The sequence below is a fragment of the Bradyrhizobium sp. WSM4873 genome, from assembly GCF_055811355.1.
The window spans coordinates 25,942-39,967 of the sequence record NZ_JBVVPS010000028.1 but is presented as its reverse complement, the minus strand read 5'-3'; the positions used below and the strand labels follow the sequence as shown (position 1 = coordinate 39,967).

Annotated in this window: 12 protein-coding genes; 5 read left to right on the top strand and 7 right to left on the bottom strand. The window is 64.1% G+C overall.

Annotated features, from left to right (window positions below; genetic code table 11):
- Positions 1-156: 156 nt before the first annotated feature.
- Positions 157-1,545 carry a peptidoglycan-binding protein gene (locus AC0L21_RS29060; RefSeq protein WP_473265081.1) on the top strand — a complete coding sequence of 463 codons (1,389 nt, stop codon included), beginning with the start codon at positions 157-159 and terminating at the stop codon, positions 1,543-1,545.
- 67 nt (positions 1,546-1,612) lie between these two features.
- Here the strand turns inward: AC0L21_RS29060 and AC0L21_RS29055 are convergent, their stop codons facing one another.
- The 5 genes from AC0L21_RS29055 to AC0L21_RS29035 are packed head-to-tail and all read right to left on the bottom strand — an operon-like array spanning position 1,613 to position 5,972.
- Positions 1,613-2,305, bottom strand: coding sequence for an AprI/Inh family metalloprotease inhibitor (locus AC0L21_RS29055; protein ID WP_473265080.1), 693 nt, complete (start codon positions 2,303-2,305; stop codon positions 1,613-1,615).
- Positions 2,305-3,294 (bottom strand): 2-hydroxyacid dehydrogenase, encoded by a 990-nt coding sequence (locus AC0L21_RS29050; protein WP_473265079.1) that lies wholly within the window; start codon positions 3,292-3,294, stop codon positions 2,305-2,307. Before AC0L21_RS29050 ends, AC0L21_RS29055 begins: the two co-directional genes overlap by 1 nt.
- A complete protein-coding gene (locus AC0L21_RS29045) occupies positions 3,294-4,112 on the bottom strand; it encodes an ABC transporter permease (RefSeq protein ID WP_473265078.1) in 819 nt (272 codons plus the stop codon). Before AC0L21_RS29045 ends, AC0L21_RS29050 begins: the two co-directional genes overlap by 1 nt.
- On the bottom strand, positions 4,109-4,939 hold the full coding sequence (locus AC0L21_RS29040) for an ABC transporter ATP-binding protein (RefSeq protein WP_473265077.1): 831 nt from the start codon (positions 4,937-4,939) through the stop codon (positions 4,109-4,111). The genes AC0L21_RS29045 and AC0L21_RS29040 overlap by 4 nt, the downstream gene beginning before the upstream one ends.
- Positions 4,940-4,949: 10 nt before the next feature.
- Positions 4,950-5,972, bottom strand: a complete 1,023-nt coding sequence (locus AC0L21_RS29035; protein ID WP_473265076.1) for an ABC transporter substrate-binding protein — start codon at positions 5,970-5,972, stop codon at positions 4,950-4,952.
- A gap of 138 nt (positions 5,973-6,110) precedes the next feature.
- Between AC0L21_RS29035 and AC0L21_RS29030 the strand changes: the two genes are divergently transcribed.
- The 4 genes from AC0L21_RS29030 to AC0L21_RS29015 all read left to right on the top strand — a co-directional run bounded on the left by AC0L21_RS29030 (position 6,111) and on the right by AC0L21_RS29015 (position 10,858).
- Complete coding sequence (locus AC0L21_RS29030; RefSeq protein ID WP_473265075.1) at positions 6,111-6,917, top strand: creatininase family protein; 807 nt, start codon at positions 6,111-6,113, stop codon at positions 6,915-6,917.
- 139 nt (positions 6,918-7,056) lie between these two features.
- Positions 7,057-7,320 (top strand): hypothetical protein, encoded by a 264-nt coding sequence (locus AC0L21_RS29025; RefSeq protein ID WP_007597808.1) that lies wholly within the window; start codon positions 7,057-7,059, stop codon positions 7,318-7,320.
- Positions 7,321-7,531: 211 nt separating this feature from the next.
- A complete protein-coding gene (locus tag AC0L21_RS29020) occupies positions 7,532-8,497 on the top strand; it encodes a DUF1194 domain-containing protein (RefSeq protein ID WP_473265074.1) in 966 nt (321 codons plus the stop codon).
- A gap of 390 nt (positions 8,498-8,887) precedes the next feature.
- Positions 8,888-10,858, top strand: coding sequence for a carbohydrate porin (locus AC0L21_RS29015; protein ID WP_473265073.1), 1,971 nt, complete (start codon positions 8,888-8,890; stop codon positions 10,856-10,858).
- A 7-nt stretch (positions 10,859-10,865) separates the two neighbouring features.
- Here AC0L21_RS29015 and AC0L21_RS29010 read toward each other — a convergent pair whose 3' ends face one another.
- A complete protein-coding gene (locus AC0L21_RS29010) occupies positions 10,866-11,597 on the bottom strand; it encodes a sulfite exporter TauE/SafE family protein (protein ID WP_473265072.1) in 732 nt (243 codons plus the stop codon).
- A gap of 117 nt (positions 11,598-11,714) precedes the next feature.
- Complete coding sequence (locus tag AC0L21_RS29005) at positions 11,715-13,790, bottom strand: methyl-accepting chemotaxis protein (RefSeq protein WP_473265071.1); 2,076 nt, start codon at positions 13,788-13,790, stop codon at positions 11,715-11,717.
- Positions 13,791-14,026 lie beyond the last annotated feature (236 nt).

The following is a 14,026-nucleotide window of genomic DNA, read 5'->3' as shown; positions in this document are numbered from 1 at the left end:
CATTTTCCCGGCGAGGTTGTAACCCACTTCACACGCGGCGCCGCGGCGGCCTGCCAGACTTGCGGGAGATCACGCTGGCCTCGCGCCCTGATCACGGCACTGGTCCATTTCGACTGACGCGCAGTTGCGAAAATTCATTCATTGCGGGAGCGGAAAATGATTTCATTCGAGAGTCTGAAAAGCGAATACGAGGGCAATTGGTCCAATCTCGAGATCCGGCCTTCACGCCTGTCCGACGCGAACGCGGTCGCGCGCAAGGCCATCAACGGCAAGGCGACCTATCAGCAGATCGAACGGCTGACCGGCGTCCCCTGGTATTTCGCTGCCCTCTGCCACTACCGCGAGTCCAATTTCGATTTCGACACCTACCTCGGCAACGGCGAAACGCTTCATCGCGCCACGACCATCGTTCCGAAAGGGCGCGGCCCGTTTGCCACGTTCGTGGACGGCGCCGTGGACGCCTTCAGAATCGAGAATTTCATCGGTGCTCACGACTGGGGGATCGCGCGGATTCTGTTCCGGCTCGAAGCGTTCAACGGCTTCGGCTATCACGCCAAGGGCTGCAATTCGCCCTATCTCTATGGCGGTTCGACGCTGTATGGCCCGCCTGAGGCAAGGGCCGGCAAATTCGTCCGCGATCATGTGTTCGATTCGAACCACGTCGATTCGCAGCTCGGCACCGCGGTGATCCTGCATGCCATGATGTCGCTGGATTCCTCGATCACCCTCGACGGCAGCCCGCAATTCGCGAGCCGCGCGGAGCCAGAGGACGACGCGGCGTCGACGATCGTTCTCATGCAGCAGGCGCTCAACAAGCTCGGCGCCAATCCGCCGCTCGCCGAGGACGGCATCAGCGGACCGAAGACCAAAGGCGCGGTCTCGCAGTTTCAGCAGCAAAACGGCCTGAAGGATACCGGACTTCTCGACGGCGCCACGGTCGCCGCCCTCACGCGCGCGGCGCAGTCGGGTCCCACCGCACCGACCGGCGATATATCCCGGATCATGAAGCGACTGGAGGATCTCGCGCAATTGCTGCGGCCGCCGGTCGGCGCCGTGACGCCGGCAACGACGACATCGGGCAACACGCTACCCGCCACCACCGATCCGATCAGCCTGTTCGAACGGCTCTTTTCCCTCGTCAACAAGACAGCCCCCATGCCAGGACCAGTCACCCCGACCAGTTCCGCCCCCGTCGATCAGTTGAAGCAGGTGGTCGACCTGCTCGGCACCTTGCTCAACAGGGACGGCAAGCCCGTCCTCGGCCAGGTCAACGGCGCGCTCGGCGACACCATCGGCAAGATGCTCGACGGCAAGAAGACCGCGCTCGGCATCGGCGGCTCGCTGATCACGGCGCTGCTATCTTCGGTGACGGCGAGCCCCAACGCAGGCGGTATTGCCGGACTGCTCGGGACGCTCGTGTCGGCCGTGCCGGGGCTCGGCCAGTTCGCGATGCCGATCTCGCTGGCGCTCACGGCCTGGGGCGTGCTCGGCAAAATGGAGAAGTGGGCCCAAGGCACCGCGCCGCCGCCCAGGCCGACGACCTAGCCTGAGGTCATCCTTCGAGACGCCGGCCTATGGCGGGCCCTCAGGATGAGGTCGGGTTTCGCGGCGCCTACTGACGCAGCATGATCAGGGGATCGGCGGTATCGGGGACGCGCCGCCATTGCGCGTTGTCGTCGGCCTCGAACTGCCAGGCCTCACCGGCCTTCGACAGCAGGATGATCTGGCCGCGGTCGAGCCGCCATTGCGTCGGGTTGAACTGCGCGATGGCCGCATCGCATTTCGGCTTGAGGAAGACCTGGAAATTGTCCGGCCCGGCTTCCGTGTTGGTCAGCGTCAGCCCGCAGACAGGCTGGCCGTTGCCGCGCACGATCGACCAGTCGCCGATCATCTGGTCCATCGACTTCGCCATCGAGCGGGCGGCGGCGAGGTCTTGCAGAATGTAGACGCCCTCGCCTTGCCGCAGACCCTCGAAGATGCCGGCCTCGACCTCGGTGAAGTCGATCACGGCTTCACCGCTCGAATCCTGCAAGCGGACGATGTCGAGACCCCTGACGCTCCAGGCGACGATGTCCTTGGTGAAGGGCAGCGCGGCCTTGCAGGCCGGCTCCAGCTCGAGCTTGAAGCCTTGAGCCGCAGTGTCGGCCTTGAGCGTGACGACGCAGGTCTTGCTGCGCTCGGTGGTCGAGAGCTCCCACTGCCCGGGCATCTCCTTCTTCAGGGTCGTCGTATCCTGCGCCTGCGCAATGCCGATCGCGGCCAAGGAGGCCGCGACGGCGAATGCAACGACCCGAAGAACTCTCATCAGCGCCCCTTGAAAGGCGTTTCCGCAACCGGCGTCAACGGCGCCTTGCCGGCGAACCAGGACTTGAGATTGTCGACCACGAGCTGATCCATCGCGTTGCGCGTCACCACCGAGGCCGAGCCGATATGCGGCAGCAGCACGACGTTCTGCATGGCCTTGAGCTCGTCCGGCACGTTCGGCTCGGCCGCGAACACGTCGAGGCCGGCCGCGAGGATGGTGCCCGACTTGAGCGCCTGGACCAGCGCCGGTTCGTCGATCACCGAGCCGCGCGCGACGTTGACCAGCACACCGCGCGGGCCGAGCGCCTTCAGCACCTCGGCGTTGATCATCTTGTTGGTCGAGGCGCCACCGGGCACAATCACCATCAGCGTGTCCACCGCCTTCGCCATCTCGATCAGGTCGGGGTAGTGCTTGTAGGAGACGTCCTTGGACGGATTGCGGGTGTGATAGACCACCGGCACCAGCGAGGCATCGAGCCGGCGCGCGATCGCCTGTCCGATCCTGCCCATGCCGACGATCCCGACCTTGCGGTCGCGCAGCGAGCCGACGCTGAGCGGATAGTTCTGGGTCTGCCAGAGACCGGAGCGCACATAACGATCGGCCTTGATGAACTCACGCACCGTGGAGATCAGAAGGCCCATTGCGACGTCGGCGACCTCCTCGGTCAGCACGTCTGGCGTGTTGGTGACGATGATGTTGTGCTCGGCGGCGTATTTGGCGTCGACGTGGTCGTAGCCGACGCCGAAGCTCGCCACCATCTCGATCTTGGGCAATTGCGATAGCGAATCCCTGTCGGCGCGCACGGTGTGATAGGTCACCGCCACGCCGCGGATCTTTTCGCGGATTGCCGGCGTCAGCCGCTCGAGATCGCCCCGCGTCTCGGCCTTGTGCACGACGAAATGATCGGAAAACCCGTTCTCGAGGATCGGCCGGACCGGCCCATAAATCAGAAGGTCGATCTTTTCGGACGAAATCGAACCGGTGGTCATCAGTTGTCCTTTCCAAGCGCGCTCTCGTGCCAGCGCCGTAAAACGAGGTGGGAAACTAGCGCCAGCACCCCATAGATGACAATCCCGGCCAGCGACAACAGCAGCAGCGCTGCGAACATGCGGGGTATGTTCAAGCGGTAGCCGGATTCCGCGATCCTGTAGGCGAGCCCGGAGCCGGCGCCGGCCGTTCCCGCCGCGATCTCGGCCACGACCGCGCCGATCAGCGACAGGCCGCCGGCAATGCGGAGGCCGCCGAGAATATAAGGCAGCGCCGCCGGCAGCTTGAGAAAGCGCAGGGTCTGCTGCGGCGAGGCGCCATAGAGCTGGAACAGGCCAGCGAGGTTGCGATCGACCGAATTGAGTCCGAGCGTGGTGTTCGACAGCACCGGGAAAAAGGCGACGATGAAGGCGCAGACCACGACCGCGGTCTGCTGCTCCAGATAGATCAGCAGCAGCGGCGCGATCGCGATGACCGGCGTGACCTGAAGCACCACGGCATAGGGGAATAGCGATGCTTCCACCCATTTGGACTGATTGAACAGCAACGCCAGCGCGATGCCGCCGATGCTGGCCGCGACAAAACCTTCAAGCGTGGTCAGCAGGGTCGCGGCGAGCGACTGTGACAGCACCGCCCAATCCTTGATCAGTGTCACGAATATGACGGAGGGCGCCGGCAGCACGTAAGGCGGGATGTCCTTGATGCGGACCACGAGCTCCCAGGCGAGCAGGCCCGCCGCGAACACGATGACGGGCAGCACGAAGCGCACCGCGCGTTGCGCGCCGGACGGCTTCGCAGTGACGGAAGCTTGCGCGTTCATAGCGTCGACTGCCCTGCATAGGACGGCGCCAGCGCCGCCGACACTTTCCGGCAATAATCGGAATAGGCGACTGAAGTGCGAAACTCCTGGCCGCGCGGCTCGACCGTCTCGATGCGGAAGTCGGCCTGGATGCGACCCGGCCGCGCCGTCATGACCACCACGCGCTGCGACAGATAGACGGATTCGAACACCGAATGCGTGACGAAGATGACGGTCTTGCCGAGCCTGCGCCACAGCGCGAGCAAATCGTCGTTGAGGCGGAAGCGCGTGATTTCGTCGAGCGCCGCGAACGGCTCATCCATCAGGAGGATGTCAGGGTCGGTGACGAGCGCGCGCGCCAGCGACACCCGCATCTTCATGCCGCCGGAGAGCTCGCGGGGGAAAGCCTCGGCGAAATCGCCAAGCCCCACGCTGGCCAACGCCTCGTCGGCACGCGCGCGCGCTTCCGCCTTCGGAACGCCTGCGAGCTTCAGCGGCAGTCGCACGTTTTCGCGCACGCTGGTCCAGGGCATCAGGGTCGGCTCCTGAAACACGAAGCCGATGCCGTGACCTGGCTGAACAAGACCTGGCTGCGCCTTATTCTCCCGACGCGCCAGCCTCACGATTCCGGATGACGGCGCGCTGAGCTCCGCGATCAGCCGCAGCGCGGTGGATTTGCCGCAACCTGACGGGCCCAGCAACGAAACGAACTCGCCCTTGCGCACCGCAAGATCGAGCGGGCCGAGCGCCAGCACGCCGTTGTCATAGGTCTTCGTCACGCCGCGCAGGCTGACAGCCAGGGCCGTCAGGCCGGTCTCGGCCCCCGCCGACGTTTGGATTGATGACATCGGACTTGCGCTACGGCTTGCTCGGGCGCAGCTCGGCGCCGACGCCCTTGTTGACGAAGCGCAGCGTATAGGATTTGCGGAAATCGAGGTCTGCCTTCACGACGCCCGCCTTCACCATCTTGTTGAAGAAGGAGGTGTAGCGCTCGTCGCTCATCGCGCCGATACCGTTCTTCAGCGAATCGCCGGAATCAACGATGCCGTACTCCTTCATCTTGGCCACGGAATAGGCGAGCAGCTCGTCCGTCATCTCCGGATTGAGCTTCTTGATCATGGCGTTGCCCGCGGAATTGTCGCGGTAGATATAATTGTACCAACCGACCATGGAGGCATCGACGAAGCGCTGCACCAGGTCGGGCTTCTTCTCGACCACGTCGCGGCGGCTCTCGATCAGGGTCGAATAGGTGTTGAAGCCGTAATCGGCGAGCAGCAACACGTTGGGCTTGAAGCCGGCGGCCTTCTCGACCGCGAAGGGCTCGGAGGTGACGTAACCCTGCATCGCGCTCTTGGGGTTGGCGATGAAGGGCTGCGGATTGAAATTATAGGGGCGAACGTTCTTCTCGCTGAAGCCGTATTCGGATTTCAGCCACTGGAAATAGCTGGTCATGCCCTCCTTGGAGACGAACAGCGTCAGCGGCTTGAGGTCCTCGATCTTGGTGACCTTGGCATCGGGCTGCGTCAGCATCACCTGCGGATCCTTCTGGAACACCGCGGCGATGGTGACGACCGGGACGTTATTGGCGACCGCGTCGAACGACATCAATGTGTTCGCGGCCATGAAGAAATCGATCTTGCCGGCGATCAGCAGCATCCGGTTGTTCTCGTTGGGCCCACCGGGAACGATGGTGACGTCCAGCCCATATTTCTTGTAGGTGCCGTCGGCGACGGCCTGGAAAAAGCCGCCGTGCTCGGCCTCGGCGACCCAATTGGTGCCGAACATGACCTTGTCCAGGGTCTCGGCGCGCGCCGGAACGACCGAGACGAAAGCGGCCATCAGGCCCGCCGTTAAGGCTCGCCGCAGATGAGAGGGGCTCATGATGGGACTCCGTCGATCGCTTCTAGCCGATGTCCAAGCAACGCGATAAAACCGCAAGACATTCAGGGACGCGAGCCGGCCTGGCCCGCGTCCCCAGATAACCCAAATTACGTGACAAATTCGGGCAAAGAAACCTTGATGACGCCTTCCCGCGACTGGACCGAGATCCGCTGGGCCGATGCTAGCCCCACCGAGGTGTCGCGCTGGATCGCAGTGCTGCCGCTGGCGGCGACCGAGCAGCACGGCCCGCATCTGCCGCTCGAGACTGACGTGCTGATCGCCGACGCCTATCTGACGCGGGTGCGCGAGCTCCTGCCCGAGAGCGCTCCGGCCAGTTTCCTGCCCGTTGAACCGATCGGGATTTCCACCGAGCATATCGACTATCCGGGCACGCAGACGCTGCCGACCGACATTGCGTTGAAAAAATGGACCGCGATCGGCGAAGACGTCGCGCGCCGCGGATTGAAGAAGCTCGTCATCATCACCAGCCATGGCGGCAACAGCGCGGCCATGATGCTGATCGCGCAAGATCTTCGCGCGCATCAGAAGCTGTTCGTGGTGACCACGTCGTGGTCGCGGCTGTCGGGCGCGGACCAGCTGTTCCCGGCCGACGAAGTACGGCACGGCATCCACGGCGGTGCAGTCGAGACCTCAATCATGCTGGCCCGCTATCCCGATCAGGTGCGCGTTGATGCGATCGCGGATTTTCCCGCGAGCAGCATCGCGATGGAGCAGCAATATCGCTGGCTGTCGACGCAGCGACCCGCACCGTTCGCCTGGCAGGCGCAGGATCTCAACCCAAGTGGCGCTATCGGCAATGCGACGCTAGCCGTCGCCGCGAAAGGCGAGCGGCTGATCGACCAGGGCGCCCGCGCTTTTTGCGAACTGCTTGCCGAGGTTGATAACTTCGACGTGAACAGGCTCGCCAAAGGCCCTCTCGGTTAACGCCTATCCTCCTGGAAACATTCGGGAAAGAGCCAGACTCGAGCTCCGGTTTTGCCGGTTTCGAACCGGACGCGCGGAGCCTCCGTCCAACTCGGTGCGCGGGCCACAACGGACCGCCTCAACCCGGATGGAGTTTCACATGTCGATCAAGACCAAGATTTTCGCAGTTGCCCTCACCGCGCTCACCCTGACTGGCAGCGTCGTCGCCACCACCTCGCAGGCGCAAGCCAAGCCGCTCGGCTGGGGCGTCGGCGTCGGCCTGGGCATCGCCACCGCCGCCGTCGTCGGCTCCGCGATCGCCGCCAGCAACGACCCCTATTACAACGGCTATCACCGCTGCGGCTGGGCCGCCCAGTACAACGCCTTTGGCCAGTACGTCGGCCGCGTTCGCACCTGCTTCTGATTTGAGGCCCTGAGGCCGATCTCACGTGGATCCTGCGTCCGACACGGGCGCCTCATCCACCCCGTGTCGTGCCCCGACCCCGCCCGGATGTCCCCCCGGGCGGGGTCAACCGTTTTAGCGCCAGGACCGCTCTGCTACGGCTTGGCCCAGACTGCCCTTCCGATTGCACGTTTGGCGTGTCAGACTGTAAATGGGTAGCTGGAGGGCGAGCGTGAATTGGCGGGTCTTGGTTGGATCGATCCTGATTGCGATCCTGACATCGACGCAAGCATCTTCCGAGACGGCGCCGCAGGCGCATGGAGTGCCTCCGGGCGACAGCCGGCCCGCCGTGGACGTCGAACTCGTCATCGCGGTCGATATTTCCTACTCGATGGAAATGGAAGACCTGGCAGCTCAACGCGACGGCTTTTCCAAAGCCATCGTCTCGCGGGAATTTCTTCAGGCGTTGCGGGCCGGCCCGATTGGCAAGATCGCGCTGAGCTATTTCGAATGGTCAGCCACGAACGACCAGAAGATAGTCGTCCCCTGGCGACAGATCGACGGACCGGAAGCGGCCAACGCTTTCGCAGACGAACTGATGAAGGCACCAATCCTCCGCGGGTCGCGCACGTCGATTTCGAGCGCGATCAAGTTCGCCATGCCGCTGCTCGAACAGAACCCATACCGTGGCTCGCGCCAGATCATCGACATTTCGGGCGACGGTCCCAACAACGTGGGCGATCCAGTCGCCACAGCGCGCGACGCAGCGTTGCAGCAGGGCATCGTCATCACCGGCCTGCCGGTCTTGATCAATGCGACGCCGAACGGAACGACCGATATCAGCCATATCGAGCACATCGACTGGTACTACGAGGATTGCGTCATCGGCGGACCAGGCTCTTTTGTCGTGCCGATCACCGATCGCGAGAATTTCAACGAGGCGATCCGGACCAAGCTGGCGCTCGAGGTCGCAGGCCTCACTCCGAGGCGATCGACTGCCCCGTCTGTCGACAAGGAGCCGCGGGTTCTCTGCACGATCGGCGAGAAGCTTTGGCAGCAGCGGTGGAATACGATCGTTCCGGCAAGCAAGGATACGAGCAGTCCGCACATCAAGGATGCCTCCTCGGTCGACAAGCGAGTGAGCAAGGATGACGCGATGCTCAACAAGAAGATCAAGGGCATCTGCCGCGGCTGCTAGCTGCCTGATCGTTAGCCGACCGTCGACCTTTCCGGCTTCTCGCATTTGCCCTGTCCTGGATAGGTCTCCAACAAGGAGCCAGCCCCCCTATTGCCAGGCCCAGATTTCCCCGCCCCATCAAACGATGTTGCAGCCGCGTCACACAGCCGTGGGAACCCTCCTCTGCGGCAATCCGCATCAGTTGCTATTGCGAATTAATCGCAATAAGGTTCGCAACAGGCTAAACGGGCTTGGGAAGAAGTCGCGCCGGACTGAGATCATCAGGTCCGATCGCGGAGCACCTAAGCCTGATGACAGGGTCGCCGCGAATCGGCAGGGATAGTGTGGCGAGTGGACACACTCGCTTTGGGGGCGTGCGTTTTGACGTTGAGGGGTCACCGTTACAGGTATTTGCGGACGGCCGCGGCGATTGCCACGGGCGTCTTGGCTTTGCCCGCCACCAGCCGCGCGGCCGATCTGCCGCTGAAGGCACCTGCGCTGAAGGCCGTCTATGACTGGACCGGCCTCTACATCGGTGCGCACGCCGGCTACAGCCTCGGCTCGTCGCGCTTCGCGCTGAACGACGGCACCGGGATCAACGACAGCGGCGTCTTCAGCGGCATGATCGGCGGCGTGCAGGCCGGCTACAATTACCGGCTCAATTCCGGTTGGCTCCTCGGCGTCGAAGGCGATTTTTCGTTTCCGAACTACATCACCTCCAACTCGATCGTTTCTTTCCTGGCGACACCCGCCAACACCGTCACGCAGCAATGGGACTACACCGCCAGCCTGCGCGGCCGCGTCGGCTACACCAGTGGCCCATGGCTGGTCTATGCCACCGGCGGCTTTGCTTGGATGGGTGAGCGCTATTTCGACACGCCGGCCGGAGGGGAAGCAGTCCCGAAAATCCTGAACACGCGGCCCGGCTGGATCGCGGGTGGCGGCATCGAATACGGTTTCGCACCGCATTGGAGCGCACGGGTCGAATATCTCTACAGCCGCTTCGACGGCGCCAATGTCGCCTTCTCCACCGGCGCCCAGTACAATTCGTCATCGCTCGACTTCCAGTCGGTCCGGCTCGGCCTCAACCGCAAGGTCGATTGGCCGGGCATGCCGAGCTACAACCCGAAGAGCTCGCTGATCGACACGGAATCGGACCGCTGGGAGATCCACGGCCAGAGCACGTATCTGCCGCAAGGCTATCCGTCGTTCCCCGCCCTCTACACCGGCCCAAATTCGCTCTCGCCATCAAGGCAGGCCAAGGCGACCTGGAGCAACAGCCTGTTCCTGAACGCAAAGCTGTGGGACGGAGGTGAGGTCTATTACAATCCCGAACTGCTGCAGGGATTTGGACTGAACGACACCGTCGGTGCCGCCGGCTTCCCGAATGGCGAAGCGCAGAAGTCGAACTTTCCCTATCCGCATTACAACACCTCGCGCCTGTTCGTGCGTCAGACGTTCGGCTTTGGCGGCGAGCAGGAAGAGCTCGCGAGCGGCCAGTTGCAGCTCGGGCAGAAGGTCGATGTTTCCAGGCTCACGGTGCAGGCCGGCAAATTCCCGGTGATCGACGTGTTCGATGGCAACGCCTACGCCAAGGACACCCGCAAGGACTTCATGAACTGGTCGCTGTGGGCGCCAGGCGCCTTCGACTATTCCGCCGACAAGGTTGGCCTCACCTACGGCGTCACCGCCGAGCTGAACCAGAAGCAGTGGGCGTTGCGCGGCGGCTACTTCCTGATGGTCGCCGAGTCCAATTCGAATCATTTCGACACCAGGGTCGGCGAGCGCGGCCAGTACGTGCTCGAGCTCGAAACGCGCTTCTCGCTGCTCGGCCAGCCCGGCAAGCTCAGGACCATAGGCTGGCTCGACAGCGCCAATATGGGCAGCTTCCGCGAGACGCTGGACAATCCCGCGCTCAACCTCGACATTGCGCAGACCCGGCGCGGCCGTCTGAAGTATGGCTACGTGCTCAACCTCGAGCAGGCGATCACCGAGGATGTCGGGCTGTTCGGGCGTTGGAGCTGGAATGACGGCAAGACCGAGACGCTGGCCTTCACCGACATTCACCGCAGCCTGTCCGCGGGATTGTCGATCAAGGGCACGAAATGGGGCCGGCCCGATGACGTGGTCGGCGTCGGTGGCGCCATCAATGCCATCTCGCAGGATTATCGCGACTTCCTGGCCGCCGGCGGCCTCGGTGTTCTCATCGGCGACGGCGCGCTCAACTATCGCCGCGAGCGCATCCTCGAAACCTATTACGCCTACGCGCTGAACAAGAGTCTCACCCTCACCGCCGACTACCAGCTGATCGTCAACCCTGCCTACAACGCTGATCGCGGCCCGGTGTCGGTATTCTCGGGACGGCTGCACGGCGAGTTCTGAGCGCGGCTCAGAACAGCAGCGCGACGCCCGAGACCAACAGCAGCGCGAGCACGATCTTGCGGAACGTGGCCTCGTCGATGCGGCCGAACAGTTTCAGCCCGAGCCACGTTCCCGCAAAGAGAAACGGCAGGCCGAGCGCGAACAGCTTTGCGGTCTCGAACGTCAACGCTCCCTTGGCCCCCAGGAAGAGTGCCGCCGTGGCGAACACCACGACTGCGACGGGCTGGAACGTGGCGCGCTGGACGTCCTTGGGCAGACCGCGCAGATTGCACCAGATGGTGATGATGATGCCGGCAAGGCCGGTCAATCCACCCAGCAGGCCGTTGACGAAACCAATGGTCATGTCGGCGGACGGCGCCACGATGGTCGCGACCTTGAGTTTTGGCCTGAAGAACGCATAGAGGCTGTAGACGATCAGGATCGCTCCAACTGCGATGCGGACGCTCTTGGGATCGGCCGAAGTCAGGAGTGACACGCCGACCGGCACGCCCACGACGGCGCCAATCATGAAGGGCCATAGCCGGCGCCAGTCGAGCGCGCTGCGCAGCTTCCAGACCGAGTAGCCCTGCACCAGGAGGCCGAAACCGACGATCAGGCTGGCGCTCTGAAGCGGCGTCAGCACGTAAAGCCACAGCGACGCCGCGACGAGGCCGAAGGCAAAGCCGGAGAGGCCGGCGACGAACGCGCCGGCGAAGGTGGCCAACAGGAAAAGCGGTAGTTCGATCGTGATCCCGTCCATTGCTCGCTCCAAACATCAGCGAGCAGCGCTTGCGTGGGATCACCACTTCACGGGGAGGCTGCGACATCCCCGGCGGTGCAAGCCTAGGTGAAGCCGCTTCCCTCCACAATAACCTTGTTATGCAGCCCGGATCGCGTCCAGGAACTTCCCGACCTCGACCTTGAGGCGGCTGCTCTCGCCGGACAGCGACTTCGCCGACGCGAGCACGGTGGACGAGGCCGATCCGGTCTGGCTCGCGCCGCGCTGCACGTCGACGATGCTGGCGGAGACCTGCTGGGTGCCGCGGGCCGCCTGCTGCACGTTGCGGGAAATCTCCCGCGTCGCCGCGCCCTGCTCCTCGACCGCGGAGGCGATCGCCGATGCGATCTCGGACATCCGGGTGATGGTGTCGCTGATCGACTTGATGGCGCCGACGGAATCCTCCGTCGCGCTCTGGATTCCCGTGATCTGCTGGCTGATCTCGCCGGTGGCCTTGGCGGTCTGCTCGGCCAGCGCCTTGACCTCGGACGCGACCACGGCAAAGCCGCGCCCCGCCTCGCCGGCGCGCGCCGCCTCGATCGTGGCATTGAGCGCCAGAAGATTGGTCTGGCCCGCGATCTGACTGATGAGCTCGACCACGTCGCCGATCCGGCCCGCAGCCTTGGCGAGCTCGCCGACATAGTCGTTGGTACGCGCTGCCTGCTGCACCGCTTCGCTGGCCACCCGCGCGGAGTCCTGAACCTGCCGGCCGATCTCGTCGACCGAAGACGCCATTTCCTCCGCGGCCGCGGCAACGGTCTGCACGTTGGTGGAGGCCTGCTCGGAGGCGGCCGCCACCGTCGCGGTGACCTTTTCCGATTGATCGGCGGTGCTCGTCAGCGTTCCCGCCGACACTTCCAGCTCCGACGATGCCGCCGACACCGTGTTGATGACGTCGCCGATCAACGCTTCGAAATCGCGCGCGATCTGGTCCATGCGCTGGCTGCGCTGAAGCTTCGCCTCGGCTTCCACCGCGGCGGCCTCGTCGGCGGCCTTCTTGGCGGAGAGCGAGTCCTTGAAGTGCTGGAGCGAGCCCGCCACCTGGCTGATCTCGTCGTTGCGGCCGGTCACGGGAATCTCGACCTCGTGCTGTCCGGCGGCAAGCGTTGCGATCACGTCCGCGAGCCGGCTCAGCGGCGTCACCACGCGCCGGCGCAGCATCATGGTCACACCACCGAGTGTCCCCAGCAGCGCCAGCACCGCCACGCCCGCGAGCGCGAGCATCGCAAGCGCGCCGTCGCGCGCGGCCGAGGCGCGCTCGGCCGCTTCGGCCAGGGCGGCATCGCGCACGCCGTAGAACATCTGGATGGCGGGTACGATGACGTTGGCCAGCTCTTCGGCATTGATGCCGTACTTGCCGTCAGCTCGTGCCGCAGGCATCTCCTTGTCCACGACGAGCGCTGCCTTCCCGAAATAAGAATCCGTCGCCGCCTTGAGCGCGGTGGCGATGCGGGGCGGACTTCCGAGCTGGTCGATACCGGCCTCGATGCGTTCGCGGTCGGCCTCGACGCGTCCCTGCATCCGATCCATCAGCGAGAATTCGGTCGCCGTGAGCGGTCGGCGCGCGCTCAGCGCCGGCGACAGCGAGGCGGCGCGACTGCCGGCCGAGACGCGCAGATCCTGCGCCGTTCGCGCCAGGCCCAACAGCGCCGCAAGCGAAGAATCGGCATTGATAACCTTCGCTTCGAGCCGGTTCATGATCGGCTCGATATTGCCGATGACCTCGGCAACGCCCGGCAGGAAGCCCTTGATCGCAGCGCTGTCGCGTGTCGCCAGCGGAACGCTCATCGCGCGATCTGCCGCCGTGGTGATATCCTTGAGCCGCCGCGCGGTACGGTCCAGGTTTTCGATCATCGCTCCGGAATCATCCAGCACCATGATGGCGCGCCTTGCCCCCTCGAATGCGGCATCGGCCGCCTTCGCAGCCTTCGCGGCGGCTTCGATCTGGACCTGCGTCGCAGCGTTCTCCTGGAAAATCGGGGAGATGTAGGGGGCACGAAGGCTGGCAATGTGCTGACTGACCGTCAGGGTCGCACCAAAGGCGTCGACCGTCTTGATCGCGTCGGAGCGGTTCGCGAAGATACGCGCCTGGGGTATCAGCACCTCGGCGCCAAGGACGACTGCAAACACCGTCACCATCAGCATCGACAGCGCAAAGAGCTTCCCGATCCGCATCTGATCCCCCGAATACATTCCTGCAAATGCCGAAAACTTAGCCGGTTGCCGCTAAGAGCCCGTTAAGCAACGGCATGCCCGTAGTTCCGCGGGGTATTGGGCTTCGAGTGCCTTCCGGACGGTGTCGCCGAAGTTCCCTGGCGATGCCGGATGCGACAGAATCGTCGGCATTTCTCCCCCGAATACCTATATCAAGGCCGGTGCCGCCATCCGCGCCACACTCCCTTACCTCGGAA